Source organism: Sphingomonas leidyi (assembly GCF_011761945.1).
Classification (GTDB): domain Bacteria; phylum Pseudomonadota; class Alphaproteobacteria; order Sphingomonadales; family Sphingomonadaceae; genus Sphingomonas; species Sphingomonas leidyi.
Window position 1 is genome coordinate 181,139 of the sequence record NZ_JAASQV010000006.1, and the last position, 25,622, is coordinate 206,760.

Consider the following 25,622-nt stretch of genomic DNA (forward strand, 5'->3'; position numbering starts at 1 on the left):
TTTTCAATCCTGCGAATATTCGCGGTGGCTTATTCCGCATGCGCGTTGGCCGCCTCAGGCAGCGGCGCGCAGTATGCGATCGAGCGTGTCGCCGGCCGTTGCCATGGGCAGGAAGATGCGGGTTCGGTACTGGATGACCTCGGTGAAACAACCGAGGGCCTTAAGCCATGCGAGTTGCTGCGACGGTGCACCGACCAGTTCGATCCGCTGAGAGGCGTTCACCAGGGAGCGTTTGATCGTCATCGGGAACGGCCTGGTCAGATCGACGCTGCGTCCCGACGAGGCAGACTTGATGATATCCGCGGGTGGCATGTTCTCGGCACGGTCGATGCCGAGCCTTGTGAAGAGTTGCACGACATGCTCGTCGAAGACGAGGCGTCCGAGCCAGCTGTTGCCAGCCTTGTCCGCGATCCGGTTGACCACGAGATGATCGCTCGGCAGCGCGGACCAGATCGGGAGCAGCAAGCCGGTCGCGAGCCGAATGGTTTCGGTGTCGACCTTGTTCGCTGCAACTTCTGCCTCTTCGAGCCACTTTCGACAGAAAGCGTCGCGGTCGATCGGCGTCCAGGCGCTCTCGAACAGCTCCTGCTCCCGCATGTATTCACGCCGTGTCGGCCGCATAAGCTCGAAACGCGGAATGGGCGTTCCCTCTTTCTCCTCCATGAGAGCGCGGGCACGGGTCTGCAACGCGACCATGCCGGACTTCCCGTTGATCAGGAACTCGGCTGTAGCATCGCTGTCCGCGATATGGAGGATGCGGTCCAGCGCGACCGGCGTTCTGCGATGAGCGATCTCGATCGTGAGCAGGTGTGATGTCGCCCCACTGACCGGATCGGTTCGCAAGAGTGTGTCATCCACCAGCGTCGCGGTGTCGACGAGGATCGTCTCGACTCCGAGGTCGAGACGCCCGGCGTCGCGCGCGGCCGAAACACGGGTTTCGACCAAAGAAAGAAACTCATCGAATATCTTGTTCTGAAGGGCGATCGGGAGCGCCAGGATCCGGTTGAGCCAGCGCTGGATGGGCGGAAGCTCATCCCTCATGACTCCGTCCTTATCGCAGAGCTCTAGCCCGGTTCGGCTTTCGAACTCGCTATGCGACACGCTGGTCAGCTTGCCACCGACAAGCAGATGAAACCAGCTGACGAGCGCCGCGCAGGCATATTCGCTCTCGAGATTATCGGCGGGATCAAAGAGGTTTTGCCCGCCGGTCTGGCGCTGGCCGCGGGTAAGAGCGCCCAGGCTGTCGAGGCGGCGCGCGATCGTGCTCGTGAAGCGCAGCTCGCCCTTGCAATCGGTTGTCACCGGCCGGAAGAGCGGGGTGCTCGCCTGATGCGTGCGATGGGTGCGGCCCAGGCCCTGGATGGCCCGGTCGGCGCGCCAGCCGGGCTCCAGCAACAAGTGGACGCGCTGTTCCTGGTTCGGCACGTCGCGCGACGCATGGTATGACCGACCCGTCCCGCCGGCATCGGAGAAGATGAGGATCCGCTTGCGGCCCTGCATGAAGGCGGCCGCCTCGGCCTGGCTGGTCCGGGTCGAGCGGGTTTCCAGCTTCTGGCGGCCGTCGGCCATCGAGACAAGCCGCTTGGTCCGCCCCGTCACTTCGGCGACCGTATCATGCCCGAACTGCTCTAGCAGGCCGTCGAGTGCGGAGGTGATTGGTGGCAAGGCACACAGGTCTTCAATGAGCTGTGAACGGGCGGCCTCGGCCTCCGGGTTGTAAACGGGATTTCCCGCCTCGTCTTCCATGGGCACGGAACGCTGCGTGCCGGTATCGTCCGTGAAAATGCGCATCTGCCGCGTCGGGAAGGCGCGCTCGAGATAGTCGATCACATATTCGCGAGGCGACAGATCGATCTCGAGCTCGGCGCGCTCGTCGGGGCTCAGCGCGTCGAGACGACGATCCAGGATCGACTCTGCGGTGGTAACTAGCTGTAGTACGACCGATTGGCCGTTTGCGAGATGTTGGCGGACGGCGGCGATCACGGTCGGAAGCTTCATGGACAGCAGCACCTGTCCGAAGAAGCGCTGCTTGGTGGATTCGAAGCGCGAGCGGGCCGACGCCTTGGCACCGCTGTTCAGCGTGGCGTTTTCCAGCCCGTCGACGACGCCGGTGAGTTCGAGTGCCCGTTCCATGTTCTGGTGGATGATCGACCAGGCGTCGGCATATGTGTCATAGATTTCGATCTGGGCCGGGGTCAGCTCGTGCCGCAGAATTTCGTACTCGACGCCCGCGAAACTCAAGGCTCGGGCCATGTAGAGACCGGTCGCCTTGAGATCGCGAGCAACTAGCTCCATCGCCGCGATGCCGCCCTTGCGGATGCCGCTGATGAATTGCTCGCGATCGGCAAAGGCGGTCTCCGGTCCCCAGAGACCGAGGCGGACCGCATATGCGAGATTGTTGACGTCGGACGCGCCGGTCGCAGAGGCATAGAGCACGCGCGCACTGGGAAGTTGGTTCTGGAGAAGCACGCCGCAGATACCCTGCTGCGATCCTTCCTTGGCGCCAAGGGCGCCCTCCCCGCCCGCGACGCCGCCCATTTCATGAGCCTCGTCGAACGCCAGCACGCCTTGGAAGTCGGCCCCCGCCCAATCGACGATCTGCTTCAGCCGGCTGTGATCGCCGCGCATCGAGCGCAGCGTGGGATAGGTGACGAGGAGGACACCCTGATCGAGCCTGATCGGCTCGTCGATCTTCCAGTTGGAGATGGGCTGAATGTCGCCGCTGAGACCGCCGAGCGCAGTCCAGTCCCGGCGCGCATCTTCGAGAAGGGGGGCGTTCTTGGTGACCCAGATGTTGCGGCGACGGCCTTGAAGCCAGTTGTCGAGAATGCAGGCTGCTATCTGCCGGCCCTTCCCTGTACCCGTCCCATCTCCCAGGAAGAAGCCTTTTCGATAGGCGTCGCCGTCCTCGGCAAGGGTCAAGCCGACGCCTTCCTTGTTCGGCTTGAAGCGACCGGGGATCGTCTGCGCCCAGGCATGCCCCGCATAGACGACCGTTTCGAGCTGGGAAGCGGAAAGCAGGCGCTCGGCGACGGTGCGCTCGGGTAGCGACGGGACATAGTCGGGGACCGGCGCCGGGATCGATCCCATCGCCACGGATTCGACCAGCGCGGTCGGATGTTCGCCGGCGGTGGCGAAGCTGATGCGGCTTGGACGGTAGGGAAGATAGACGCCGGTCTGCTCGAGGAGCGGTGCAGGCGTCGCGAGCTTCTCATATTCGACGGGGAGCACATCGTTACGAACGGGTGCGTGAAAGGTCCGCGGTTCTGGGCGGCTGCTCTTGACCGCGCGAAAAAGCGAGACGCCGCCCGACCGCTTTGGCGCAGGCACGCACTCGTCTCGACGGGCCCTCGATCTTGCGGGAACGCGCAGCGCATCGAGAAGCTCGGCCACGGAAGAGCGCTGGATTACGGAAGGCGGCGCCTTGCCGGGGACCTTGTCGATCACGAACAGTCGGACGGCGATCGAGGTCCCGTGCTTCAAATAGCACTTTTCGAGCCGCACCGAGGTCTGGACGGTGACGTTGCGCAGCACCGTTTCGTACTGGTCGCGCATTCTGGCGCTGGGTCCGAACCAATCAGGCATGATCGCAACCAGACGTCCCCCCGACTGCAGCCGGCGAAGCGCAGCCTGTAGATGGCGGACCGCCGCATAGTCGTCGGCGCCACGCCCGAGGGAGCGCGAGAACGGCGGATTCATGAGGATGAGCGAGGGTCGCTCGGCAGCAGCCAAGGTCGAGTTGATCGTTGCGCCATCCTCGCCGGAGATCGTAGCCTCCGGGAAGACGTGGTGCAGCCGCCCACGGCGGAGGGGATCGAGCTCGTTGAGGTGGAGGGCTTTGTGCTGCCCGATTTGAGCGACAAGCAGTCCGTTGCCGGCGCTCGGCTCGAGGATGACGTCATCGGGCTGGACGTCCGCAAGCAGGACCGCGACGGCGGCGATGTCGACTGGCGTTGAAAATTGCTGCCAGTCGAGTTGCTCCTCGCTCCGCACCGTCTGGGTCGGGAGCCTCTCCGAAAGTGCGACCAGGCCGCTGACTTCAGCAAAAGAATTCAAGCCCTGGCAGCTTGAGCGGAGGTGTAGGGCGAGCGCATGTTCGAGGACCTCGAAGCTCGTGCGCTGAGTCCAGCGACCGTCGGCGTCGGACCCGCCGAAAGCAGTGACCATGATATCGTTGATCAGGCGGCGGCTGATGACGCTGTCCGCTGCGAGGTGCGGAAGGAGAAGACGCGCGGCTTGATGGTCGGCGCCATCGGCCGCGTGGAAGAGGTCGGTCATCTCGGAATCTCCTGCGTGGCTGCACCCTCAGCAGCATCACGCTCTCGATCCCCCTCCCCTCTTCCGGCGCCGAGCGCCTAGGCGCTGATGCGCTGGACGGTGGCGTCGAGGGCTTTCGCCCAATCCTTGAACTTTGCCGGGGGCGGTGCCCGGCGGATAATCAGACCCGGCCGTCGATAAAGGTTTTCCGCCTTGTCGGCGGCGCGTCGGCCTTCGGCGTCATTGTCCTGGGCGATGAGCAGCGTATCGATCGCGGACGGGATGACCAGTTGATCGAGCCGCCGTGCGCCGAGAGAAGCCCAGCAGGGGATGGCGTTGAGACGAGCGAACGCATCTGCGGTTTCGAAGCCTTCGGCAATCGCAAGGATGGTGCCCCCCTCCCCGCCCCGCCACGAGCCGTTCCCAGGCGTGCCAAGCATTACCTTGCGCGTATAGTCGGCGGTCGCGGGGTCGAGAAAAATCCTCTGAATGGCGACCAGTTGACGGGTCTCGCGCACCGCGATCAGCAGGGCAGGCTCGAATATGGTCTTCGGCTTCGGCATGTACGGGCACCGCGGATGGAAGCGCACCTCGCGTGGCGGCGGAAGGAGGTTGCGGCGAGCGAGATAGCGCTCGGCCAAGGTGCCTCGAACATCGCCAGCCTGCTCCCAGAGCCGCTCGACATTGGCCGGGCGCTGCGGACCGGTTGCCTCGGGTGCCGAATAGTGGCGATCTGGTCGGACCCGGCGGAGTTCCCGCAGGACGTCTTCTCGCGAGCATCCGGCAAAGCAGGTAACGAGGATCCCGCGATCACCTTGGCGGATCGACAGGCTTGGATCGCTGTCGCTATGAGCTGGGCAGCGGCACATCGCGATATAGCCGCTCCAGGTACCACCGAGCGCCCCGACGATGTCGACTAGTTCCTGCGTGGGCCTCTTGGCTGTAAGCGGCATGGGTTCACCTCCTGCTCGCCAGCCTAGACCCCTCTCCCCTCCTCAGCGACGTGCCAGTTGTCGACGGGTGCGACTCGGGTGAACTTCCTCAAAGAATCATCTTTAAAAACGCCGCTGCTCGCAGCGGAAGGATTCGTGATTCAAAAGATTCAGATTCAGGGCACGAAAAGCTCATAGAAATCAACGGACTACGGCGTTTTGCCTGACCGGACGGGGGTGTTTGACTGACCCATTGGGGGCTTCAACCTGTCCCGTTGGGGGGCGATACCTGACCTGCTGGGGCAATCCTGACCGATTGGGGGGGGGCGTCATTCTTGGCGTGCTTCGGCCTAGTTTTGAGGCGCCCTGATCGACGAAGCGATCGGAAAGGCGGTTCGCGAGCATTGTTTGGGGGGCGCCGCGCGACTCGGCAGCGTTCCTCGAATTCTTGCCCACAGCCATGCAAATTTGTCCTGACCGATTGGGGGAGGCCGGGCGGCGGATGATCCTGACCTGACTTGACGGACGAGGTCAGGTCAGGCAGCAACTAGGCACCGGAGACTCACAACTGATCGTAATTATGGCATGGAAACCGACGCTGGCCAAATAGACGAGGCAGTAGACCAGAGCGGCGAGGAAGCATCGCCAGGCCGTGCGATGCGAGTTGCGGCGGCGCTGAAGGCCAAAGGTGGCGATCAGTTCGCCAAACCAGGCAACATCATCGAGGTTAAGTTCGTCAAGGGCGAGTCTCTTAGTCTGACAGCCTCGCGATTGCTTGCGCTGATGATCCTTACGGCGGGCGGGGATGCCTGGGAGGATCGTCCGCATCGCATGCGCAAGGCAGACATCCGCCGGGGTCACAAGGGCAATGAGCGTATCAGCGACATGTTGGAGGAGCTCCATCGCACGCTGTTCGCAGTCGACGACAAATCGTGGCGAGGGAAGAAGGCCACGCTCCGCTTTTCGCTCATCTCGCGATCGCGCGAGGAGACGGAGGAGGACGGTGGCGAGGCGGGTTGGATCGAATGGGAGTTCACGCCCGACGCGCGGAAGCTCATCCAGGCTTCCGAGACCTATGCGGTGCTCAACCGGCAGGCCGTTCTTGGCTTCAGATCGAGCTACGCTCTAAAACTTTATGAGCTTGGCGCGCTCCGGCTGCATCGGAGGCAGGCCACATGGAAGGGCGACATGCAAGCGCTCCGCGCCGCGCTCGGCATTCCGCCGGAGGTCTATGCTGACTTCGCCCAGTTGCGGCGGAAGGTGCTGGAAAAGGCGAAGGCCGAGATCGATCAGCTGGCCCATTTCAGGGTGGAGTGGCGGGAGATCCGGCAGGGGCGGACGGTCACCGAGCTGGAGTTCCGCTTCGAGCCAAAGGGCGCACCCGAGGTCATCGAGACGGTGGATGAGCTAAATCGGCACTCATCGGGACGCGAATCGAGGCGTGACGGTAGCGTGGAGACGGTGAGCGTCGCGCGGGCAGGGCAGGGGATGATTTCGGCGCCAAAGAAGGTTCTTCCCAAAGCCAAGCCGGAGGAGAAGACGTTCCCGCGTGGGTCGCTTCATTTTGGCGAGGATGAACTCCTGGCGATCGGCCGTGCACATGGCGGTGGCTGGGACATCAACATGATCGCGGATGCCTATCGCGAGCATATGGGTGAGCGCCTTGGAAAGGTCCGGGGTGCCAAGATGGTCGCGTCTTGGAAGGGATTCTGCGAGGGCTGGGTCAACCGTCGGGGACGTCCCTGAGAGCAGGAATTGCACGCGTGCAATTTCGATGACCCCCACCGAGTCAGGATGACGGGTAAAACGAGCCCGATGGCGGCTTCACGGTACGACGACTTTCGAAAGTTCGTCATTTCTTGACCGAAAAGCGCAAGTCGGTGTACCACACGCCGAATTGCGAAAGGTAGTCATGTGGCTAACGGACTCGAGATAGAGGAAGCCGAGCGGATCGTCTCGGTTGCGACGCTTGCGAGTCGAACTTCGTCAGTGCTTGAGAAGCTGCGCGATTCAGCCCGTAGTGCGCGGGCTGATGACCGGCGCGAGCCGACCTTCACGATCAGCAAGGCGGCCGAGTTGGTAGGTCGAACGCCGGCGGCGATCCGCGATGCGGAGAAGGACGGGCGCCTTCCCGAGCCATCGCGGACCGACACCAATCGACGCGAACGATATACGCTGGCTCAGCTGAATGACATGCGAGGGGTGTTCGGAACCCGTCCCTATCGGGCGCCAACTGATCCGTGCTGTGTCGTTGCCGTCCAGAACTTCAAGGGCGGGGTGGGCAAGTCCACGGTAGCGGTCCACCTTGCCCAATATCTTGCGATCCGGGGCTATCGCGTTGCCCTCGTCGATTGCGATAGCCAGGCTTCTGCAACGACGCTGTTCGGCTACGTTCCCGATCTCGACCTCGGCGAGGACGATACGCTCTATCCGTTTCTCCGGGAGGGCGAGCGGTCATCGCTCGATTACGCACTGCGCAAGACGCATTTCGATGGCCTCGAGCTGATCCCGGCGAACCTCCGCCTGTTCAACTCGGAGTATGAACTGGCCGCGCGCATGGCGCGGGGAAGCGACGGGCTTCTCGACCGCTTGAAGGAGGGGGTCGAGAGTATTTCGGATCGTTTCGACGTGATCGTGATGGATCCACCGCCGGCGCTGGGCGCCATCTCGCTGTCGGTTCTCCGCGCGGCGAACGCTCTGGTCGTTCCGGTGCCGCCGACGGTCATGGATTTCTCGTCAACGGCGGCATTCCTGTCGATGCTTGATGAGACAATCGAGCAGCTGGCCGAGCGTGGTTTGGCGCCGGAGCTTCAGTTCTTGCGGTTCGTCGGCTCCAAGGTCGACGAGAACAAGTCGATGCAAAAGGAGCTGCTGCATTTGATGCGGACGCTGTTCGGGCATGCGATGGTGCGGACACCACTCAAGGATTCGGCCGAGATCGATAATGCAACCGCCCGGCTGATGACCGTGTATGAGCTTGATGGCCCTGCGACCAGCTCGGCCGTTCGCAATCGCTGCCTTGGTTATCTCGACGGCGTGAACGCGGAGATCGAAGTCGATATCAGGTCGATGTGGCCAAGCCATCAGGCAGCGTTGCGCAAGGCTGCGCTGGCGTGAAAGTCCGAAATTGCACGCGTGCAATTTTGCGAGAACAAGGAACAATTGCACGCGTGCAATTCGCTAGAGGGAGGCTCGAATGAGCAGGAAAAACACCGGCTTCGCGGCCGATCTGGCGGCGGGCATCGACCTGTCCGAGGAGACTCCGCCACCGCGTCGCTCGGGCCTCGCTTCAAACGTGCTGACGGGGCGCTCGAATAGGCTTGCAGACCTTGCTTCCGGCGCGATCGTCAATCGCACGCATGAGCTTGTCGATCCGGCGCGCTGTCGAATGTGGGCAGGCCACAACCGCGACTACGCGCTGCTTACCGAGGAACGCTGCGCCGATCTGATCGAGAGCATCAAGGCGCAGGGGCGCCAGGAGATGCCGGCGATCGTGCGGCGAGTCTCAGGCGATCCTGACTTCGATTTCGAAGTGATCTGTGGAGCGCGGCGGCATTGGTCGATCACCTGGCTGAGAACCCACAATTATCCTGACTTCAAGTTCCTGGTCGATGTGCGCGAAATCGGGGACGAGGAAGCTTTCCGACTCGCCGACATCGAGAACCGGGCTCGTGATGACCTGACTGACCTTGAGCGGGCGAGGGACTATCTGCGCGCGCTCGACACCTATTACGACGGCCGCCAGAAGACCATGGCCGAGAGGCTCAAGGTCTCCGAGAGCTGGCTGACCCGCTACCTCGATCTGGCGCGCCTGCCAGAGGAGCTGACCCGGGCGTTCGTGAATCCGCAGGATCTTGGCATTCGCAACGCGATGGCCCTTAAGGGCCTTCTGAAGCCGGAGGACCGTAAGGCGAGGGCCTACAAGGAGGCAGCGCGGCTTTCCGAAGCGCAGGCGGCGAGCGGCGAGGCGCTGCCGGTTCTCGATGTGATCAAGGCGCTCACCTTGGCGGTAGACCCCCCCAAGAGGTCAGGATCCCCCAAGAGGTCAGGAAAGCCGGAGACCATCTCCAGTTCAACCGGGAAGCCGGTGCTCCGGATTGAGGGCGCCGACCGGAAGGGCATTCGCTTGACCCTGCTGAGCAAGGGCGGAGCGTCCCGCCAGGATGCGGAGGAGGCAATCCGAGCGGTACTAGATCAGCACTGGGCGTGACGCGGACGAGGCCGACGCCAGGAGCTTGCGGGCACCTTGGGGCGTCACCTTCAAAAGGCGCGCGACCGCGGCGGGCTGAAGTCCCGGGTAGGAGAGTTGGAGCCGAGCGAGCAGGGGAGCCTTGCTCCGCTTCGTGGCCTGGAGATCCAATTGGATGCGCGCCGCCGCACGTTCGAGGGAAGCCAGTTCCCGAAGCCCCGTCTGAGCCGTTCGGCCAATCGCCTGCACCATCAGCCTGGCGAGCTCAGCGGGGGAGGGGGGCAGGTACTTTGGCAGCAGGATAAAAGAGGGGATGACCCGCGTGGTGAAGCCGGCGCGGTAGAGCATCCGTGGCACGGCGACCGCAAGCAGCCAGTTTCGGTCGCGACCGCGCGGTGGAAGGTTGAGCGTCCGACCATCGAGACTAACTACATCCCATCCGCTTGTGGGCGCTGGCTCGGTGGATGCGGCCAGCTCGAAGATGCGGTCCGCGACGCTGAGGAGGTCGCCAGTAGGGAAGGGGGCGTCTGCGGCCGCCTGCACTTGCCGCCAAAGTGGACCGAAATGGGCGAGGTCCGACGTCGCATAGGTTTCCGCTTCAGCGCGATCGTCCAAAACGGAACGTAGCGCATTCAGCGTCGCGCGGGCGAGTGGGTCGCTGAGGTCCTCATCCCGGCTGAGGGCGATGTGGAAGATGGCCGCCACCGAGATCGGATCGTTGAGTCCCTCGGACGAGCGGGGAGGGGGCGTGCGGCCCGCGATCCAGTCTTGCAGGTCTCTCACTGCGATCGGCACGCCGGCGAGGCCGCAAAGGGCGGAGGCTCCTTCAAGACGCGAACGGGCGAGAAAGATGTCCGCGCTTGTGCTACCCTGCAGGCGGCCGTCGAGGCGCCCCAGCAGGAGAAAAGGGTCATCGGCGGGAGGGTTGTCGTCGCGGGCCATGGGTAACCGACGATGCCACGCCGAGAAACCAAAGTCAGTAGTTGGTTTCCTCTCTCGTACGTTGTTTTGCATGGACCCGTGATAATTGCACTTATCACATAAGCAGATTTGACCGTTCTTTATAAGGTGGGCTACAAGTGTCGGTTTCCCTATACGACCGGACTCCAGCGTTTCCCGCGATGTAGCGCGTCAGGCTGACCCCAAACCTCCGGACTCCGATACCAAACCACTGGACTGGCATTGGCAAAGCGCCGGAAAGTCGCGGATTGGGGCGCTTTTGAACCTTTGAGTGGGGAGGGGGCTCAATCCCTCACGGGTATAGGCGCTGGCGCGGCGCGCAACATTCTCTCCTTGGATCACCGGCGCGCGTTCATGGCGATCAAGACCAGCCGCCACTTGCTCAAAACTCTATCGTACGGGGACAACCGGTCGTTTGACCCCGTTATATGGAATGTGACAAATGGCTTTGATCGGCTACGCGCGGGTCTCGACCGACGAGCAGGACACGGCCATCCAGCTCAGTGCGCTGCGCGCCGAAGGCTGCACGGTGATCCTCGAGGACAAGGCGAGCGGGGGCAGCCGCGATCGTCCGAACCTCGCGCGTGCGCTCGCACGCGTCGGGCATGGCGATACGTTGCTGGTGGTTCGGATCGACCGTTTGGCACGATCGCTTTCGCATCTGCTCGAGATCGTGGAGACCCTGAGGGGGAAGGGCGCCTATTTTCGCTCGATCAACGATCCGATCGATACATCGAGCGCGCAGGGCATGCTGATGACGCAAATGCTCGGCGCCTTCGCGGAGTTCGAGCGTGCGCTGATCCGCGAGCGGACCCGCGCCGGTCTTAAGGCGGCCGTTGCACGAGGAGCTAAACCTGGAAACCCGAAGATGCGCGCACGCGATCCGGCGGCGATCGCCGATATCCGCTACAGCCTCAAGGAACGCTATCTCAATGAGTTGATCGACGATCGGCACCGCTGGTTGCCGACGGTTGCCAGATTGCGGCCGCATCTGCCTTGGGCACTAGTCCTACGGCAAATCCGCGCCATCACGCCACCCGTGCGCTCGTTCAGCGAGCGAACTCTGGTGAAAGCGTGCCGAGCCCTGGTAAAGGCCGGCTATGCCGATGCAATCATCCTTGACCAGGCACCGCGCCTGCCGCCTGATACGCGGGTCGCGCGGCTTGTCGCCGATCGCCTGAAAACGCATCCGGATTCCTCGTTACGGGACATTGCGTCCTGGCTGACCCGAGATCTGCGTGAGCCAACGCCGCGCGGCGGATTGGCATGGTCGCCCGAGGGCGTGCGGCGGGTGATTGGGCAAGCGCAGAAGCTGCAATTGCTCCAGGATTGATCCAGAGCTTCCTTTTTGCGAATAATTCGCAGATAAGCGCGGTCAGGAATTGCGAAGTTCGCAGGATTCGGGCTTAAGAACACTTTGGAAGGAAAGGTCTCTCGACCTTGCTATGTTGATCGTCCGGCTACTTTCCTTGCTGTTCGTGCTGACGCTGGCTTTCTCCCACGGCGGTCCGATCGCGTCGATCAGCCACGATCACGCGCTCACGGCCGAACATCATCATGCCGGGCATGGCCATAGCCCTAGCGATGCGCCCGATACCGATCATGAATCGGACGGGACCAGCGCCCATGTTCATCTGCTCGTCGACCGGCTCGCGTATGCGGCGCCGGTCCCGGCGACGAGGCTTGACCGAGCGCCCCGACACTGGCCGCACAACCAACCGCAACTGCCATCGGCCGTTCTCGCGCCGCTGCTCGAGCCACCCGCCGCCTGAGCCTGATGCGGCAGCCGCCGCGTGAACGCGGTGCGGGTTTGTTTCGCGCCGTTTCTCCAGGCATGTGCCTGGCGGGCCGCTTGCCCGTCCGGCGCTCAGGAAAGTCATGTCATGAATTCCTTACGGGCCAGACCTCCGGCGATTTGCCGCACGGTCCTCCTTGCCCTGATGGCCTTTTCCTTCGCTGGCGCGGCTTTCGCGCACGGCGTCGCCGAGGGCGATCAGGGCTATATCGAACAGACGAGCGGGCCACAGATCGGCGCGTTCCTCTATCTCGGCGCCAAGCATATGGTGACGGGCTACGACCATCTGCTGTTCCTGTTCGGCGTGATCTTCTTCCTCTACCGGATGAAGGACATCGCCGCCTATGTGACGCTGTTCGCGATCGGTCACTCGACGACGCTGATCGCGGGCGTCCTCATGGGCACGAATGTCAGCGCCTATCTGGTCGATGCGATCATCGGCCTGTCGGTCGTTTACAAGGCGCTCGACAACCTCGGCGCGTTCCAGCGATGGTTCGGCGTCCAGCCCAATACCAAGGCGGCGGTGCTGATCTTCGGCCTGTTCCACGGCTTCGGCCTTGCGACCAAGCTACAAGACTTCTCGCTGTCCCCGGATGGGCTGATCGTCAATCTCCTCTCGTTCAATGTCGGCGTCGAGATCGGGCAGATCCTCGCGCTCGCCGCCATCCTTATCGTCATGGGCTACTGGCGGCGCACGCGCAGCTTTTCGGCCCATGCCTTCACCGCCAACGTCGTGCTGATGACCGCGGGCTTCGTGCTCACCGGCTATCAGCTCGCGGGCTTTGCTCTGGAAGGAGCCGCATCATGAACCAAGTTCCGCAACCCGGCATCGGGGAGTTGCCGAGCCTGCGCCAGCTCAACCGCGCGACCCTGATCGCTCTCGGAGCCGCCGCCGTCATTCTCGTGACGACCGTGCTTCCGGCCGAATATGGCGTCGATCCCACCGGCGTCGGCCGCTTGCTCGGGCTGACCGAGATGGGCAAGGTCAAGCGGGCGGAAGCCGCAAGCCATGCCGTCCCGGCGACGCCCGTGGCCGCAGCGCCCGCCGCATCCCCGGCGCCCGCGCTGAAGGCCGGGGAACGCGTCGAGGTGAAGCTGACGCTCGCTCCCAATGAAGGCCGTGAGGTCAAGGCGACCATGAAGGCGGGCGGCGAGTTCGACTATCGCTGGGCCACGGATGGCGCGGAGGTCCGTTTCGAGCTGCACGGCGAGCCGGCAGGCGCTGCGAGCGACGACTATACGAGCTATGAGAAAGGCAGCTCGGCTGGCGCATCGGGCAAGTTCCGCGCGCCCTTCGACGGCACGCATGGCTGGTATTGGAAGAACCGCACCGACCAGCCCGTCACCATCACCGTGACCGCAACCGGCGACTTCGAGAAGTTCGCCGCGCTTCCCTGAACCTCATTTCCAATCTGAAAAGGATATTTCCATGCGTATTGCTCTTATCGCTCTTGCCGCCTTCGCGCTCCATGCTGCCCCGGCGCTCGCCCATCCCGACCATGACGACGAGGAGCATGAGGCGCGCACCCCCCAGCAGACCGCCCGCGACAATGTGGTGCGGCTCATCAGCCAGGCGAAGCTGCCGGCGAGCTGGTCGAAGGCGACCGTTGCCGGCACGCGCGAGCGCACCAGCCAGGGTCAGCGCCAGACGATCGTGACCTTTCGCAACGAAGCCGAACCGAATGCGGCGCGCAAGCTGTTCCATGTCGTGCTGACGGCAGGCGGCCAGTTCGTCTTGGGCGACTTCCGCCAGCCTTGACCCTGCAAGGACGCCGGGGCCATCCCCCGGCGTCCGCTTTTCCGACTCCGCGATCCTATCGGATCGGCCAGTGCGGATGCAGTTCGTCGATCACGAATATATGGGCCGCGCGACCCTGCGGATGGCCTTCGGCGAGATGGGGATGGTCGGGCGGAAGGGCGGCGTGATCGTGCTCCACCACGTCGGCATCCTCCTTTGGCCAGATCAGGAACGCTAGTCCCACGCCGATCAGCGACAGCGCGGCGGCGACCGCGAACGCCAGGCCCATGCCACCCTGCGCGCCGGTCTGGCCAGCCAGCGGATAGGCGACGAGCCAGCACACATGGCTGAGCGCGAACTGCGCGGCGAACAGGGCGGGCCGATCCGCTTCGCCCGACGATCGTCGTAACAGGCGGCCGCCCGGCGTGATGCTCGCCGAATAGGCAATGCCGAGCACCGCCCACCCCGCGAGAATGACGCTCCAATAGCCGGGCGAGGCATGACCGCGCCAGGAGAGAGCCAGCGCGGCCAGCGCGATGGTCATTGCCGGGGCCGCCGCAAGCATCACCGTGCGGTCGGGCAGCTTGTCGAGCAGGCGCGGCAGCAGCAGCGCGGCCAACATCGAGCCGCCGCCGAACGCGGCGAGCGTGATCGCCACCTCCCGTTGCCCCAACCCGAGCGCCGCCTGCACCAGCACCGGCGTATTGACGATCACCATCGCGCTCGCGGCGGCGGCGGCGAGCGTCACCGCCAGCAGCCCGCGCAGCCGGGGCGTCTTGAGATAGAGCCGGGCGCCGCGCGTGGTGTTGTCGTAGATGCCGCCTTTTGGCTTGGCGGCGGCAGCACGCGGCAGAACCGTCGTCAGGACCAGCAGCGCCGAGCAGGCAAAGCCGATCGCGGTGCCCGAAAACAGCCAGTGGAAGTTCATCACCGTCAGCAGCGCGGCGGCGAGCATCGGGCTGGTCAGGCTTTCCATGTCGTAAGCGAGGCGCGAGAGCGACAATGCGCTAGTATAGTCCTTCTCGTCGGGCAGCACGTCAGGAATGGTGGCCTGGAAGGTGGGCGTGAATCCGGCCGAGGCTGATTGCAGCACGAAGATCAGGAAATAGACCTGCCAGACCTGATCGACGAACGGCAGCGCCAGCGCGACCAGCCCACGGATCACGTCCATCGCGACAAGGAAGCTGCGGCGCGGCAAGCGGCTCGCATAGGCGCCGACGGCCGGGGCGACGCCGATATAGGCGATCATCTTGATCGCCATCGCCGTGCCGAGCACGGCCCCCGCATCGGCCCCGGCGATGTCATAGGCGAGCAGGCCGAGCGCGACCGTGGCGAGGCCGGTGCCGACCAGCGCGATTATCTGCGCCAGGAACAGGTGGCGGTAGGTGCGATTGGCGAGAACCGAGAGCATGGGCAATTCCTCAGACTGTCCGCTCCCATGCGCGATCGACGCATGGGAGCGGCATGGGTCAGTTTATGGCGGGCGCCATGTCCGGCGGCGTTCGCGTTTCGGGTTCGGCCCTGCGGCCATGCACGAGGCGATAGAGCGCGGGCAGGACCAGCAGCGTCAGCAGTGTCGAGGAGATGATGCCGCCGATCACAACTGTTGCGAGCGGCCGCTGCACTTCCGCGCCCGCGCCGACGTTGAACGCCATCGGCACGAACCCGAGGCTTGCCACCAGCGCGGTCATCAGCACGGGTCTCAGCCTGGTGAGGGCGCCTTCGCGGATCGCATCCTCAAGGCCGTTGCCACTGGCGCGGAGCTGCCGGATGAAGCTTAGCATCACCACGCCGTTCAGGACCGCCACGCCCGAGAGCGCGATGAACCCGACACCCGCCGAGATCGAGAGCGGCATACCCCGGATCAGCAGCGCCGCCACGCCGCCGGTCAGCGCCAGCGGCACGCCGGAGAAGACGATGGCGGAATCCCTGGCGGATCGGAACAGGCCGTAGAGCAAGCCGAAGATCAGCAGCAGCGCGGCGGGCACCACCAGGCGCAGCCGCTCGGCCGCCGAGATCAATTGCTCGAACGTACCGCCATAGCTCACCCAATAGCCGGAGGGGACTTCGACCTCGGCGTCCACCTTTTGCTGAAGCTCCTCGATGAACGAGCCGAGATCGCGCCCGCGCACGTTGGCGGTCACGACGACGCGGCGCTTGCCGTCCTCGCGGCTGATCTGGTTGGGTCCGATCACCACCTCGACCTTGGCGACATCGGCGAGCGGCACGAACCCGCGCGGGTTGGCGCCATTGCCTGCCAGCGGAATCCGCAAGCGCCCGATCTCGTCGGCCTTGCTCCTGATGTCCTCGGGCAATCGCACGATCACCGGGAAGCGCCGGTCGCCCTCGAATATCCGCCCGGCCTCCCGGCCGCCGATCGAGACCGCCACCACCTCCTGGATATCACCGATGTTGAGGCCGAGCCGCGCCAGCGCCGCCCGGTCGGGCGTGATCTGGAGGACGGGCAGCCCCGTAACCTGCTCGACGCTCACATCCTGCGCGCCCTCGATGCCGCTCACCACGCCTTCGACGGCCTGACCGATCTCCAACAACTGATCGAGATCGTCGCCGAACACCTTGATCGCGACATCGGCCCGGACGCCCGACAGCAGTTCGTTGAATCGCATCTGGATCGGCTGGGTGAACTCGTAATTGTTGCCGGGAATGGTCGCGGCGGCTTCCTGCATCTCGCGGACCAGCTCGGCCTTGGGCTTGCGCGGGTCCGGCCATTCGCTGCGATCCTTGAGCATTATAAAGGTATCGGCGACCGAAGGGGGCATCGGATCGGTCGCCACTTCGGCGGTGCCGATCTTGGCGACGATCCGCTCGACCTCGGGGAACCGCTTCAATCGCGCTTCGAGCGTGGTCTGCATCTGGATCGCCTGGCTGAGACTTGTGCCGGGGATGCGCAGGGCGTGGAGCGCGATGTCGCCCTCGTCGAGATTGGGAACGAACTCCGATCCCATGCGCGTCGCGGCAAAGCCCGCGATGGCGACCAGCGCCACCGCGCCCGCGACGAACGCAACCCGGAGCCGCAGGGCGGCATCGAGCGCGGGCGCATAGACCTTGCGCGCCCAGCCCATCAGACGGCTTTCCTTCTCCTCAACCTTGCCGGTGACGAACAGCGCGACTGCCGCCGGCACGAAGCTCAGCGACAGGATCAGCGCGAAGGTCAGCGCCATGACGACGGTGATCGCCATCGGGTGGAACATTTTCCCCTCGACGCCGGTGAGCGCGAAGATCGGCACATAGACCAGAGCGATGATGAGCATCCCGAACAGCGACGGCCGGATGACCTCCGACGTCGCCGACGCGGCGAGCGCGAAGCGTTCCTCGCGTTTCAGCAGCCGCCCTAGCTGGTGCTGTGCCTCGCCGAACCGGCGCAGGCAGTTCTCGACGATGATGACCGCGCCATCGACGATCAGCCCGAAGTCGAGCGCGCCCAGGCTCATGAGATTGCCCGAGACGCCCGCGCGCACCATGCCGGTGATGGTCATCAGCATGGTAATCGGGATCACCGCCGCCGTGATGAGCGCCGCGCGGATATTGCCGAGCAGCAGGAACAGGACGACGATCACCAGCAGCGCACCTTCGAGCAGGTTCTTCTCGACGGTCCAGATCGCCCGTTCGACGAGATCGGTGCGATCGTAGATCGGCACGGCCTTCACGCCCGCCGGGAGCGCCCTGGCCGCTTCCTCGAGCCGCGCGGCGGCCGCGCGCGCGACGATCCGGCTGTTCTCACCAGCCAGCATGAACACGGTGCCGAGCACGACTTCCTGGCCGTTCTCGGTCGCCGCGCCGGTGCGCAGTTCTTCGCCCATGCCGACATCGGCGACATCGGCCACGCGGATCGGTATCCCGCCCCGATTGGTTACGATGATCGACTTGAGATCGTCGATGCCCGACGCCTGGCCCGGCACGCGGACCAGATATTGCTCGCCGTAGCGCTCGACATAGCCCGCGCCGACATTGGCGTTGTTGCGCCCCAATGCCTCGACAACATCGTTGAGAGTAAGCCCATAGGCCGAGAGCCGGTCAGGCAGCGGCGTCACATGATACTGTCGCTCATAGCCGCCGATGCTGTTGACCTCGGTGACGCCGGGGGTGTTCCTGAGCTGGGGCCGGATCACCCAATCCTGAAGCGTGCGCAGATCTTCGGGTGTATAGCGGCTCCCATCCGGCTTGCGGGCATTCGGCGCCGCTTCCAGCGTATACATGAAGATCTCGCCCAGCCCGGTGGCGATCGGCCCCATCTCGGGCGCGACGCCATCGGGAAGCTGGTCGCGCGCCGTCTGGAGCCGTTCGTTGATGAGCTGGCGCGCAAAGTAGATATTGGTGCCGTCCTCGAACACGGCCGTTACCTGGGAAAGACCGTAGCGCGAGATCGAGCGGGTATATTGCAGGCCCGGCAAACCGGCGATCGCGGTCTCGACCGGGAAGGTGACGCGCTGCTCGGCTTCGAGCGGCGAGAAGCCGGTCGCTTCGCTGTTGATCTGCACCTGGACGTTGGTGATGTCCGGCGTCGCGTCGATCGGCAGGCGCTGGAAGGCCCAGACGCCGATGCCGCAGAGCAGCGCGACAACGACCAGCACGGCCCAGCGGAAGCGGATCGCGGAGGCGACAATCTTTTCCAGAAGAGGTGGGCGTTCAAGCAAGGGCGTATGCTTGTGGGTGGCGGTCTCAGTGGTCATGGCTGGCCCCCGACTTGTCGATGTCGGCGCGGATCAGGAAAGCGCCGTCGGTCACATATTCGGTGCCGGGTTCGAGGCCGCCGAGCACTTCGGTCCATTCAGGCGTGCGCCGCCCGATCTCCAGCATCCGCACCTCGTAGGTGTTGCCGACCCTGGCATAGACCACCTCGAAATCGCGGAACCGCTGGATGGCCTTGGTCCTGACCGCGAGCGGCACTTGCGCTTCGGCCACGGCGAACGATCCCTCGACGCCCATGCCGGGGCGGAAGGTTCGCGACGCTTCGGGCGGCAGATGGACATGCGCCATCATCGTCTGGCTGGCGACGTCCGCGGTCGGCAGCACGGCTTCCACGGGCGCGTCGAGCTTCGCTTCGCCCGACAGGCTTCGCACGCTCACCCGCTGGCCCACGCGCACGCGCTCGGCGTCGCGGGGATAGACGAAGAACTCGGCATGGAGCTTCGTGGGATCGGCAACCACGAACAGCGCCCGGTCGCCGGTGGTGTCGCCGACATTGGCGTTCTTCTCGATGATGGTGCCGCTGATCGGCGCCGGCACCGCGTAGGTCTGGAGCGAATGGCTGGACTCGACGCGCAGGAGTGTCTGCCCCCGGCTGACCCGATCGCCCAGCTTGCCGGTCATCCAGACGATCTGGCCGGGAAGCCGGGCGCGGACATCGGCCTTGCCTTCGGGCGTGATCTCGATCCGCCCGCCCATGTCGATCAGCTCGGCAACGGTCGCGGAACCCGCGCGCTCGGTCTTGACGCCTCCGGCCCGCGCCGCCTCGGCCGAAATCGTCGTCCGGCCCTCATAGGAGGCGTAGGTCCAGTTGTGCGTGCGGCCGCCTTCGACCGCGCGCACCTTCACGTCGAACGAATGAGGCTCGATCACCACACCGCCGCCGCGCAGATAGTCCTCCTGCGGGGTGAAGGCAAAACGATCGACCTTGCCGCCAAGGCGCGACAGCTCGATCGCAAGCTGGACTTCGCCTGGCGGAATGGGCTTGTCTTTCCGGTAGGCATAGACGTGGAACTCGGGATCTACGCCATCCTCGAAGATGGTGATCTCGACCGCGAAATCGCCGTCGCGCAGCATTCGCCCGCGATGCGGCCCGCGTTCATAGTCGTCGGCGGCAGCGGCCGCCTTGGGTTCGGCCGCCTCCTTGGTGGCAGGGGACTCGCCGCATCCGGCGAGCAGGGAAAGAGCGAGCAGCGAGCCCGCGAAAAGGAAGGATCGTGTCATCAGCGGTTCTCCGCGCTGGCAAGGAGGGAGGCATGGCGACCGGTCAGCCGGTCGAGCCGGGCGCCATCGAGATGGAAGCGGCGCAGCAGCTCGACCCGGCGGGACCGGGCATCGACGACGGCCTGCTGGGCCTGGTTGACTTCGAGGAAGGTGAAGGCGGTGCCGCCGCGCGCGAAACCATCGCGCACCAGCACCACCGCGCGCTCCGCGCTCGGCAGAACCTCGCGTTCGATCCGGACGATCTCGGCGGCAAGGCTCGCCCGTTCGGCTGTCAGCCGGTCGATTTCACGCCGCACCTGCACCCGCGCGACGGCGATCTCGGCTTCGGCGGCCTGAGCTTCGGCATTGGCGCGCGCGACATTGCCGCGATTGGCGGCGCGGTTGCCGAGCGGGATCGAGCCGCCAACTATAATCGCCACGTCATTGCCTTGCCCGAAATGGCGAACGCCAACCCGCGCGGTCGGGTCGCCGGCATTGCCGGTCTCCGCAAGCCGCACGCGGGCACCGGCAGCGTCGCGCTCGGCGGCGAGCAGGGCGAGGTCGGGACTGTCCTCGGCCGCCGTCGCGCCGGGGGTAGCGATCCCGAACGGCGAGGGATCGAGATTGTAATCGGCCGTGCCGCCCCAGAAGGCAGCGAGACTGGCGCGGGCGATCCGCGCAGTCTCCCGCGCCTGATCGAGCGCGATGCGGGCTTGCGCCACGGCGGTCCTCGCCCGTTCGCCCGCGAACAGCGGATCGAGCGCGCGCCCGACACGGCGGCCGGTCTCCGCTTCCACGCGCTGGGCGGCGGCGAGGCGCTGTTCGGCAATAGAGATCACTGCTTCGGCTGCCAGCGCATCGACCCAGGCGGCTTGCACCTGGGCCAAGAGGTCGAGCATCCGTAGGCGGTTGCGCTCGACAGCGATGCCCAGGTCCGAGCGGGCCGCACCGATGCGGGCTTCGCGCTTGCCGCCGCGTTCCCACGTTCGCTCATACCAGGCGGTGGTCTGCGATCGTTCGAGCGGGGAATAGGGGCCGGTGCCCGCGAAATCCTCGACATCGACGCCGACGACATCGCGTGGCCGCACATCGGCTTGGGTAATGGCGGCATCGGCCGCACGGAGCCGCGCGGCGTTCGCTGCGACGGAAGGATCGCCGGATGCGACGCGCGACAGCGCATCCGACAGGCTGAGGGACTGCGCCGCGCCGATTGAAGGCGCGGACAGGGCGGCCAGCGCTGCGCCTATCGCAAGCGCGCGCCGCAAACGCGCCGGTCGGCGCGCAACGAGGATGGAAAGCATGACAAGAACGGCCTCACGAGCAGGCGTGGCAGATGCCGCGCCTCACATGACGCGGCGGCTCAGCTTGGGATCGCGAGGCTCTTGGGAGGTCGTTCGGGGCCGGGAATGCGCAGGCCTGGTGTCTGGTTATCCGGCGCAAGCCCGAGCAGTTCGCTGGACAAAGCGACTTGGACGGAATCCGCCGAGGCCGTCACCGGCACAGCCGAGCCGCCATCGCCATGATGGTGATGGCTGCCGGGTAGATGGTCGGACGGATCGTTGTCGCCGGGTTGGGGCACGTGATGATCGTCGGCATGGTCTTGTATGATGGAAGCATCGCTGAATAAGGAATGGTCGTGTTCGAACGAAACACCCGGCGCATGCTGGATCTTGTCGATAGACGTGGAAAGCGAGGCGCCAGCAAAGACGACGGCCAAGGCGATACAAAACATCGCCCAAAACCGGTTCGCCAGGAAGAGCCTCGAAATGCGCATGGATGGGGTTCTAGCCGGTGAAGGGCGGGGGCTCAATCAGTAACCGCTTCCAACGACATGGAATCAGCTTTGGCCAGCGAGATCGCGAGGTTCGGTTTGTTCGTTTGTCGATGCATGGGCGAATACGTTGCGTATCGCTCGATGCGCCGCTTCCAGCTTCGAGATCGTGAACCGGCGGGCCATTCGCTCTCGTGCGGCTTTGATCTGAGAGATAAAGGCGGAAGACCAGTGTCCGTCTGTCATCAGCAAGCGATCGAGCACGCCACGATCTGCTCTGGCAATGAACCGTTCGATCGCTGACGGTGCGTCAGGACCAAAAAGCGCGGCGCCTATCTCGGGATTGGTCTCGATGATGCCGCAAGCGGCGGCAAGCAGGCGCCGGCGCAGGAGCGGCGATGCGGCGGCGAGCGGGTTGAGAGTGTCGCTCGAATAGAATTGGAGGCCCATGTAACCGGGCGTCATCGCGTCGCACGCGAAATCGTTCAGCGGGATGTTCCGTGTCCTGCACCACCAATATTCGTCGTTTGGCGGCTTCCTGGTCAGGAGGCGGCAAATGCCTCGAACCTCGTTGAGGAGTTGGTCGGCCGACGTGAAGTTGAAGCGGAACTGGTCGGGGGTCCTACCCTTTATCGCGCCTATGCATTGCTGCTCGAACGCAATAACATGATCCCAGCAGAGCAGGGCGTCCTTCCCGGCATAAATGGCCGGGGCCGAGGTTCTTTCCATCGGTTGCCAGCAGGCATCGCAAATCATCCGCAGCGGACCGCGCGCGGGCATCGCAAATCGCCATGTCCGCGATCCGCAACCATTACAACGATCCTCCAGCGGCCAGCGGTGCCGATGGCAATAGCCCACAGCGGCCAGTACCCACTGACGCCGGACGTGCGCTGGCCGGTCGGATGCGAAATCTTCCGCGAGGCACCGGCTGCACCAACTGACGTGCAGCCGCGGCACCGGGATCAGCCCGGTAGAACCGGCTGAGCCCGGCGGGTGTTCCCAAGCCAGAAAATCGACCGGTAAGTAGGGATAGTGCTTCGCAAGACTATGTTCGACTAAGCGCGTCGCCGGCACGTTGAGGTCGTCGGCAGTCCCATTGAGCCAGGCTCTTGTCGGGCGAATATCCGGGTGGCGCCAGTCGCCCTTGCGATTTCGGACAGCCTTTGGCTCCGGTAGCGCTCGCCCTCGGCGGGAATGGCGCTGACGCGCGTGCCAGGACGTCAGCAGTTCGTCAGCGAAAGGATTTTCATGCCGCACGGCGCCGCAATGCCCGCTTGGCACTGGCGATGACCTGCATCGAGACGAGCGGGAGCAATAGCTGCTCATCATCGAAGCTGTCGGCGTCGATCATCTCGCGGCCGCTTCGGATCGCCGCGATCGCGACAGCCTCCATCAACCGGAAGATTCGGCCTGTCACGCCCTCACTCAATGCGATGACGCGCTGGCGGACCTCAGCTTCATCGAGCAGGGAAGGGCGGCGCAAGGGGAGCAGACCGGCGAAGCTCGCCATGAGCTGGCGCAGGGCGTGATCGTTGCGCCAGGGTGAAAGCTCGAATGCGGCGAAGCGGTCGGCGAGATTGGGATCGGTGAGGATCGCGATACGCGCATCTTCCGTGCCCGCGCACACGATCGGAATTCTGAGGTCGTTGGTCAGAAAGCGAATGGTGTTGAGAAAAATCCGCTGCTGGCGCGGCGAGCCCGCCAGCATCTTGTCGATTTCGTCCAGAACCAGCACCTTGGTCCCGAATTCCCCGAGGGTGCGACGGGCCAGAGAGCGCAGTGATCGCAGGGAGATATGGTCGAACTCGGAGTAGTTCATAGCCAGCATAAGCTCGGTGTAGAACTCTTCCTCGGTAGGCTGTGGCGGCATCTGGACCATGACGACCGGCATAATCGTAAGGCCGGCATTCTTATCGTACCGGGTTGAGTGCAGCTCTGCGAAGCGATTGAGGATCTCGCTCTTGCCCATGCCAGTGGAACCGAAAAGCAGGAGGCAGGGCATGCGGCCGCGCGGGGGATAGGTCAGCAGATCTTCGAGCCTGCCGAGCGCGGCTTCGGATTGTGGCAGCGATAGCCATCGATCGCGTCTCAGCCAGTCGATGCGTTCGTCGTCGGATAACCCTGCCTGCTCGCGATATGCCGGAAACAGATGATCGTAGAGGTCGGTCATAGTCGCTCCTCGATCTGGAATGGAACGATAGGCGCGCTATCCTCCGGCTCGGACGATACCGGCAAAGCCATTGAAGGAACTGCGGTGGCAGGAGGGAGGCCAGCCTCCAGCGCATAGGCGATGCGCTGGGCGGATTTTCGCGCAGCCTTGGTCTTGTGGGCCGCTTCGAGGACGATGCGCCGCTGCTCGTTCACCATGTCAAACAGCGATTGCTCGTCGACGGCCTGACGCCCGCGTTCGCGCAGTGCTCGCACCGCGAGGTCGTGCTCGAACTTCGTGATGGCAGGCCGCCGCCGATCACGGAGCGGAACCGTCAAATGCTCGGTATCGGACAGCTCGACGTAGACAGCCGAGAGGTTGAGCGGATTATACTTGATCGGGAGCTTGTGATCGCAGTTCGCGAGGAGGCCGGACAAACTGCCATGCCAGTAAAATGCATGGAACAGCTCGATACCCTCACGCCTGACCTTCCGCATCTCGAACGGGAGAAAGTTGAAGAGGAAGCGAGCGGGATCAGCCGGGAGCCGGAGCGGGTCAGCGCGGCTCCCGAGCCCGTCAGCCCAGGCCGTGAGCGGAGGAACGCCAAGCTCGCTGTGAATCGAGCCATGATAGACGCCGACCTCGAGTGTAAACCAGCGCTCGAACTCGCGCAGCGTCATGCAGGCTTGGCCCTCCGCGTCGTAGTCGCCTTTGGCCTGGATGTTTGAGAAGGTCGTACCCGGTAGGAGATGCACGGCGCCGACCGCGGTTCCGATCAAGCGTTCGATGTGGCCACCGTAGTGCGGCGTGCGCCGGGGGCGGTGCTTGAGGTCGATGCCATGCTGCTCACAGCCACGCTCGAGCGCCCTGGACCTAAACTCTGCGGCATTGTCGAGATGCAGAGTTTCGGGGATGCCAAAGACGGGATAGTCGAGATTGATCTCGCGTTCTTGAAGCCAGGCTGCCTTTGGCAGGACCGCATGGCGGATCGCCATGCCTACAGACGTAGCTGAGGGTTTCTCGAGCGAGATGTAGAAGCCCGGAATGACTCGGGTCGCTATGTCGATCTGGAGGGTGAGCGTTGGTCGGCCAAGCGGTTTGCGGAAATGCTCGTCGACGATGATGATATCGGCGGGTGTGTGGTCTATTTGTACGATCTGCAGCGGGTAGTCGGCAGTGTAAGATCGAATCACGGGTCGGTATCGATCAGACGCTGCCTTCGCGCCTTCGCGCGTTCTGGTGAGGCGTTCTCGGTCAATCGCGGCAACGCGCGCGGCGATAGTCTTGCGAGTGGGCGCGCGAAGGCCGCGTTCATAACAGGCATGCCGGATGTCGCGCTGCAATCTCGCGAGGGTCGGTTTGGGGCGCGTCAAGTAGAACCGTTCGATTTCGGAGGCGATCACTTGGTCGATCTCCGGCGCCAGTCGGCGACGCCCTTTGGGAAAACCTTCGGGCCGATCGACGAGGGAGCTGGTAACGGGCTCAGCGCGATAGCGGGCGACAAGCTCAACGACGCGCGACCTGCTCAGGCCCAGCTCCGCGCTCGCGTTCAACATCGCAGCGCGGGTAATCTTGGGCAGGCTGGCGAGTGCACGAATAGCCGGCTCGCGATTGCAAGCAATGCTCCAGGCTGTAGAATCCGCTCTCGTAAGAGCTGTGCCCGTTTCGGCCATGACCTATCCCCGATCTTGCCAGGGACTCGTGTTGCCGGGTCCACCGGTATTGTATCAGAAACGGGATGGACGGGCGAGAGTCCGGAGGTATTTGGGATAGATGAAGATTGAAAAGCCTGGCAATTTCGGTCTGTCCGTTTGGTCAAACTGACAACAAGCGCGGCTGAGGAGCGAGGCGCGTCGTGAGCACCGAAACCGCCCGGGAAGGGCCAGAAATCCCCGTAGCGCCGCCTGAGGCTGTCCTGCCG

Annotated in this window: 19 protein-coding genes and 1 pseudogene; 8 read left to right on the forward strand and 12 right to left on the reverse strand. The window is 64.3% G+C overall.

Annotated features, from left to right (window positions below):
* Positions 1–54: 54 nt before the first annotated feature.
* Together FHR20_RS21325 and FHR20_RS21330 are read right to left on the reverse strand one after the other, a co-directional pair.
* Complete coding sequence (locus FHR20_RS21325) at positions 55–4,278, reverse strand: strawberry notch family protein (RefSeq protein ID WP_167301463.1); 4,224 nt, start codon at positions 4,276–4,278, stop codon at positions 55–57.
* A 77-nt stretch (positions 4,279–4,355) separates the two neighbouring features.
* Entirely contained in the window at positions 4,356–5,210 is an 855-nt protein-coding gene (locus FHR20_RS21330) for a DUF7146 domain-containing protein (protein ID WP_167301464.1), read from the reverse strand.
* A gap of 636 nt (positions 5,211–5,846) precedes the next feature.
* On the opposite strand from FHR20_RS21330, the gene FHR20_RS21335 reads away from it, so the two are divergent.
* From FHR20_RS21335 to FHR20_RS21345, 3 genes are all read left to right on the forward strand, one after another.
* Positions 5,847–6,935 (forward strand): replication initiation protein, encoded by a 1,089-nt coding sequence (locus FHR20_RS21335; protein WP_167301474.1) that lies wholly within the window; start codon positions 5,847–5,849, stop codon positions 6,933–6,935.
* A gap of 168 nt (positions 6,936–7,103) precedes the next feature.
* Positions 7,104–8,306 (forward strand): AAA family ATPase, encoded by a 1,203-nt coding sequence (locus FHR20_RS21340; protein ID WP_167301465.1) that lies wholly within the window; start codon positions 7,104–7,106, stop codon positions 8,304–8,306.
* A 79-nt stretch (positions 8,307–8,385) separates the two neighbouring features.
* Entirely contained in the window at positions 8,386–9,399 is a 1,014-nt protein-coding gene (locus FHR20_RS21345) for a ParB/RepB/Spo0J family partition protein (protein ID WP_167301466.1), read from the forward strand.
* Here FHR20_RS21345 and FHR20_RS21350 read toward each other — a convergent pair.
* Entirely contained in the window at positions 9,379–10,320 is a 942-nt protein-coding gene (locus FHR20_RS21350) for a hypothetical protein (protein ID WP_167301467.1), read from the reverse strand. The genes FHR20_RS21345 and FHR20_RS21350 overlap by 21 nt on opposite strands.
* Positions 10,321–10,780: 460 nt before the next feature.
* Here FHR20_RS21350 and FHR20_RS21355 point away from each other — a divergent pair, with 460 nt between their 5' ends.
* The 5 genes from FHR20_RS21355 to FHR20_RS21375 all read left to right on the forward strand — a co-directional run bounded on the left by FHR20_RS21355 (position 10,781) and on the right by FHR20_RS21375 (position 13,892).
* Entirely contained in the window at positions 10,781–11,671 is an 891-nt protein-coding gene (locus tag FHR20_RS21355; protein WP_016744730.1) for a recombinase family protein, read from the forward strand.
* A gap of 136 nt (positions 11,672–11,807) precedes the next feature.
* Entirely contained in the window at positions 11,808–12,110 is a 303-nt protein-coding gene (locus FHR20_RS21360; protein ID WP_016744731.1) for a hypothetical protein, read from the forward strand.
* Between the two features lie 168 nt (positions 12,111–12,278).
* Entirely contained in the window at positions 12,279–12,941 is a 663-nt protein-coding gene (locus tag FHR20_RS21365; RefSeq protein ID WP_016744732.1) for a HupE/UreJ family protein, read from the forward strand.
* Complete coding sequence (locus tag FHR20_RS21370; protein ID WP_167301468.1) at positions 12,938–13,531, forward strand: hypothetical protein; 594 nt, start codon at positions 12,938–12,940, stop codon at positions 13,529–13,531. Before FHR20_RS21365 ends, FHR20_RS21370 begins: the two co-directional genes overlap by 4 nt.
* Positions 13,532–13,562: 31 nt before the next feature.
* The gene (locus FHR20_RS21375; RefSeq protein WP_016744734.1) at positions 13,563–13,892 is read left to right on the forward strand and encodes a DUF6488 family protein; all 330 of its coding nucleotides are present in this window, start codon (positions 13,563–13,565) and stop codon (positions 13,890–13,892) included.
* A 55-nt stretch (positions 13,893–13,947) separates the two neighbouring features.
* Here FHR20_RS21375 and FHR20_RS21380 read toward each other — a convergent pair whose 3' ends face one another.
* The 9 genes and pseudogenes from FHR20_RS21380 to FHR20_RS21415 form a co-directional block, all read right to left on the reverse strand.
* A complete protein-coding gene (locus tag FHR20_RS21380; RefSeq protein ID WP_167301469.1) occupies positions 13,948–15,282 on the reverse strand; it encodes an MFS transporter in 1,335 nt (444 codons plus the stop codon).
* A 58-nt stretch (positions 15,283–15,340) separates the two neighbouring features.
* A complete protein-coding gene (locus FHR20_RS21385; protein WP_016744736.1) occupies positions 15,341–18,562 on the reverse strand; it encodes an efflux RND transporter permease subunit in 3,222 nt (1,073 codons plus the stop codon).
* Positions 18,552–19,802, reverse strand: coding sequence for an efflux RND transporter periplasmic adaptor subunit (locus tag FHR20_RS21390; protein ID WP_016744737.1), 1,251 nt, complete (start codon positions 19,800–19,802; stop codon positions 18,552–18,554). The genes FHR20_RS21385 and FHR20_RS21390 overlap by 11 nt, the downstream gene beginning before the upstream one ends.
* The gene (locus FHR20_RS21395) at positions 19,802–21,082 is read right to left on the reverse strand and encodes a TolC family protein (protein ID WP_167301470.1); all 1,281 of its coding nucleotides are present in this window, start codon (positions 21,080–21,082) and stop codon (positions 19,802–19,804) included. The genes FHR20_RS21390 and FHR20_RS21395 overlap by 1 nt, the downstream gene beginning before the upstream one ends.
* 59 nt (positions 21,083–21,141) lie before the next feature.
* A complete protein-coding gene (locus tag FHR20_RS21400) occupies positions 21,142–21,555 on the reverse strand; it encodes a hypothetical protein (protein ID WP_020372088.1) in 414 nt (137 codons plus the stop codon).
* Between the two features lie 63 nt (positions 21,556–21,618).
* Entirely contained in the window at positions 21,619–22,332 is a 714-nt protein-coding gene (locus tag FHR20_RS22955; protein WP_029548570.1) for a hypothetical protein, read from the reverse strand.
* A 57-nt stretch (positions 22,333–22,389) separates the two neighbouring features.
* A pseudogene (locus FHR20_RS23265) lies at positions 22,390–22,881 on the reverse strand (TniQ family protein); the annotation flags it as partial.
* The gene (locus FHR20_RS21410; RefSeq protein ID WP_167301471.1) at positions 22,799–23,722 is read right to left on the reverse strand and encodes a TniB family NTP-binding protein; all 924 of its coding nucleotides are present in this window, start codon (positions 23,720–23,722) and stop codon (positions 22,799–22,801) included. The gene FHR20_RS21410 and the pseudogene FHR20_RS23265, both read right to left, overlap by 83 nt.
* Positions 23,719–25,374 carry a Mu transposase C-terminal domain-containing protein gene (locus tag FHR20_RS21415; RefSeq protein ID WP_167301472.1) on the reverse strand — a complete coding sequence of 552 codons (1,656 nt, stop codon included), beginning with the start codon at positions 25,372–25,374 and terminating at the stop codon, positions 23,719–23,721. Before FHR20_RS21415 ends, FHR20_RS21410 begins: the two co-directional genes overlap by 4 nt.
* Positions 25,375–25,622: the final 248 nt, after the last annotated feature.

Bases quoted from the DNA above. Each gene is read 5' to 3' on its own strand.
- FHR20_RS21415 (WP_167301472.1), bottom strand. From the start codon at position 25,374: ATGGCCGAAACGGGCACAGCTCTTACGAGAGCGGATTCTACAGCCTGG.
- FHR20_RS21380 (WP_167301469.1), bottom strand. From the start codon at position 15,282: ATGCTCTCGGTTCTCGCCAATCGCACCTACCGCCACCTGTTCCTGGCG.
- FHR20_RS22955 (WP_029548570.1), bottom strand. From the start codon at position 22,332: ATGCCCGCGCGCGGTCCGCTGCGGATGATTTGCGATGCCTGCTGGCAA.
- FHR20_RS21365 (WP_016744732.1), top strand. From the start codon at position 12,279: ATGGCCTTTTCCTTCGCTGGCGCGGCTTTCGCGCACGGCGTCGCCGAG.
- FHR20_RS21385 (WP_016744736.1), bottom strand. From the start codon at position 18,562: ATGACCACTGAGACCGCCACCCACAAGCATACGCCCTTGCTTGAACGC.
- FHR20_RS21345 (WP_167301466.1), top strand. From the start codon at position 8,386: ATGAGCAGGAAAAACACCGGCTTCGCGGCCGATCTGGCGGCGGGCATC.
- FHR20_RS21330 (WP_167301464.1), bottom strand. From the start codon at position 5,210: ATGCCGCTTACAGCCAAGAGGCCCACGCAGGAACTAGTCGACATCGTC.
- FHR20_RS21350 (WP_167301467.1), bottom strand. From the start codon at position 10,320: ATGGCCCGCGACGACAACCCTCCCGCCGATGACCCTTTTCTCCTGCTG.
- FHR20_RS21325 (WP_167301463.1), bottom strand. From the start codon at position 4,278: ATGACCGACCTCTTCCACGCGGCCGATGGCGCCGACCATCAAGCCGCG.
- FHR20_RS21370 (WP_167301468.1), top strand. From the start codon at position 12,938: ATGAACCAAGTTCCGCAACCCGGCATCGGGGAGTTGCCGAGCCTGCGC.
- FHR20_RS21410 (WP_167301471.1), bottom strand. From the start codon at position 23,722: ATGACCGACCTCTACGATCATCTGTTTCCGGCATATCGCGAGCAGGCA.
- FHR20_RS21335 (WP_167301474.1), top strand. From the start codon at position 5,847: ATGCGAGTTGCGGCGGCGCTGAAGGCCAAAGGTGGCGATCAGTTCGCC.
- FHR20_RS21390 (WP_016744737.1), bottom strand. From the start codon at position 19,802: ATGACACGATCCTTCCTTTTCGCGGGCTCGCTGCTCGCTCTTTCCCTG.
- FHR20_RS21400 (WP_020372088.1), bottom strand. From the start codon at position 21,555: ATGCGCATTTCGAGGCTCTTCCTGGCGAACCGGTTTTGGGCGATGTTT.
- FHR20_RS21395 (WP_167301470.1), bottom strand. From the start codon at position 21,082: ATGCTTTCCATCCTCGTTGCGCGCCGACCGGCGCGTTTGCGGCGCGCG.
- FHR20_RS21355 (WP_016744730.1), top strand. From the start codon at position 10,781: ATGGCTTTGATCGGCTACGCGCGGGTCTCGACCGACGAGCAGGACACG.
- FHR20_RS21375 (WP_016744734.1), top strand. From the start codon at position 13,563: ATGCGTATTGCTCTTATCGCTCTTGCCGCCTTCGCGCTCCATGCTGCC.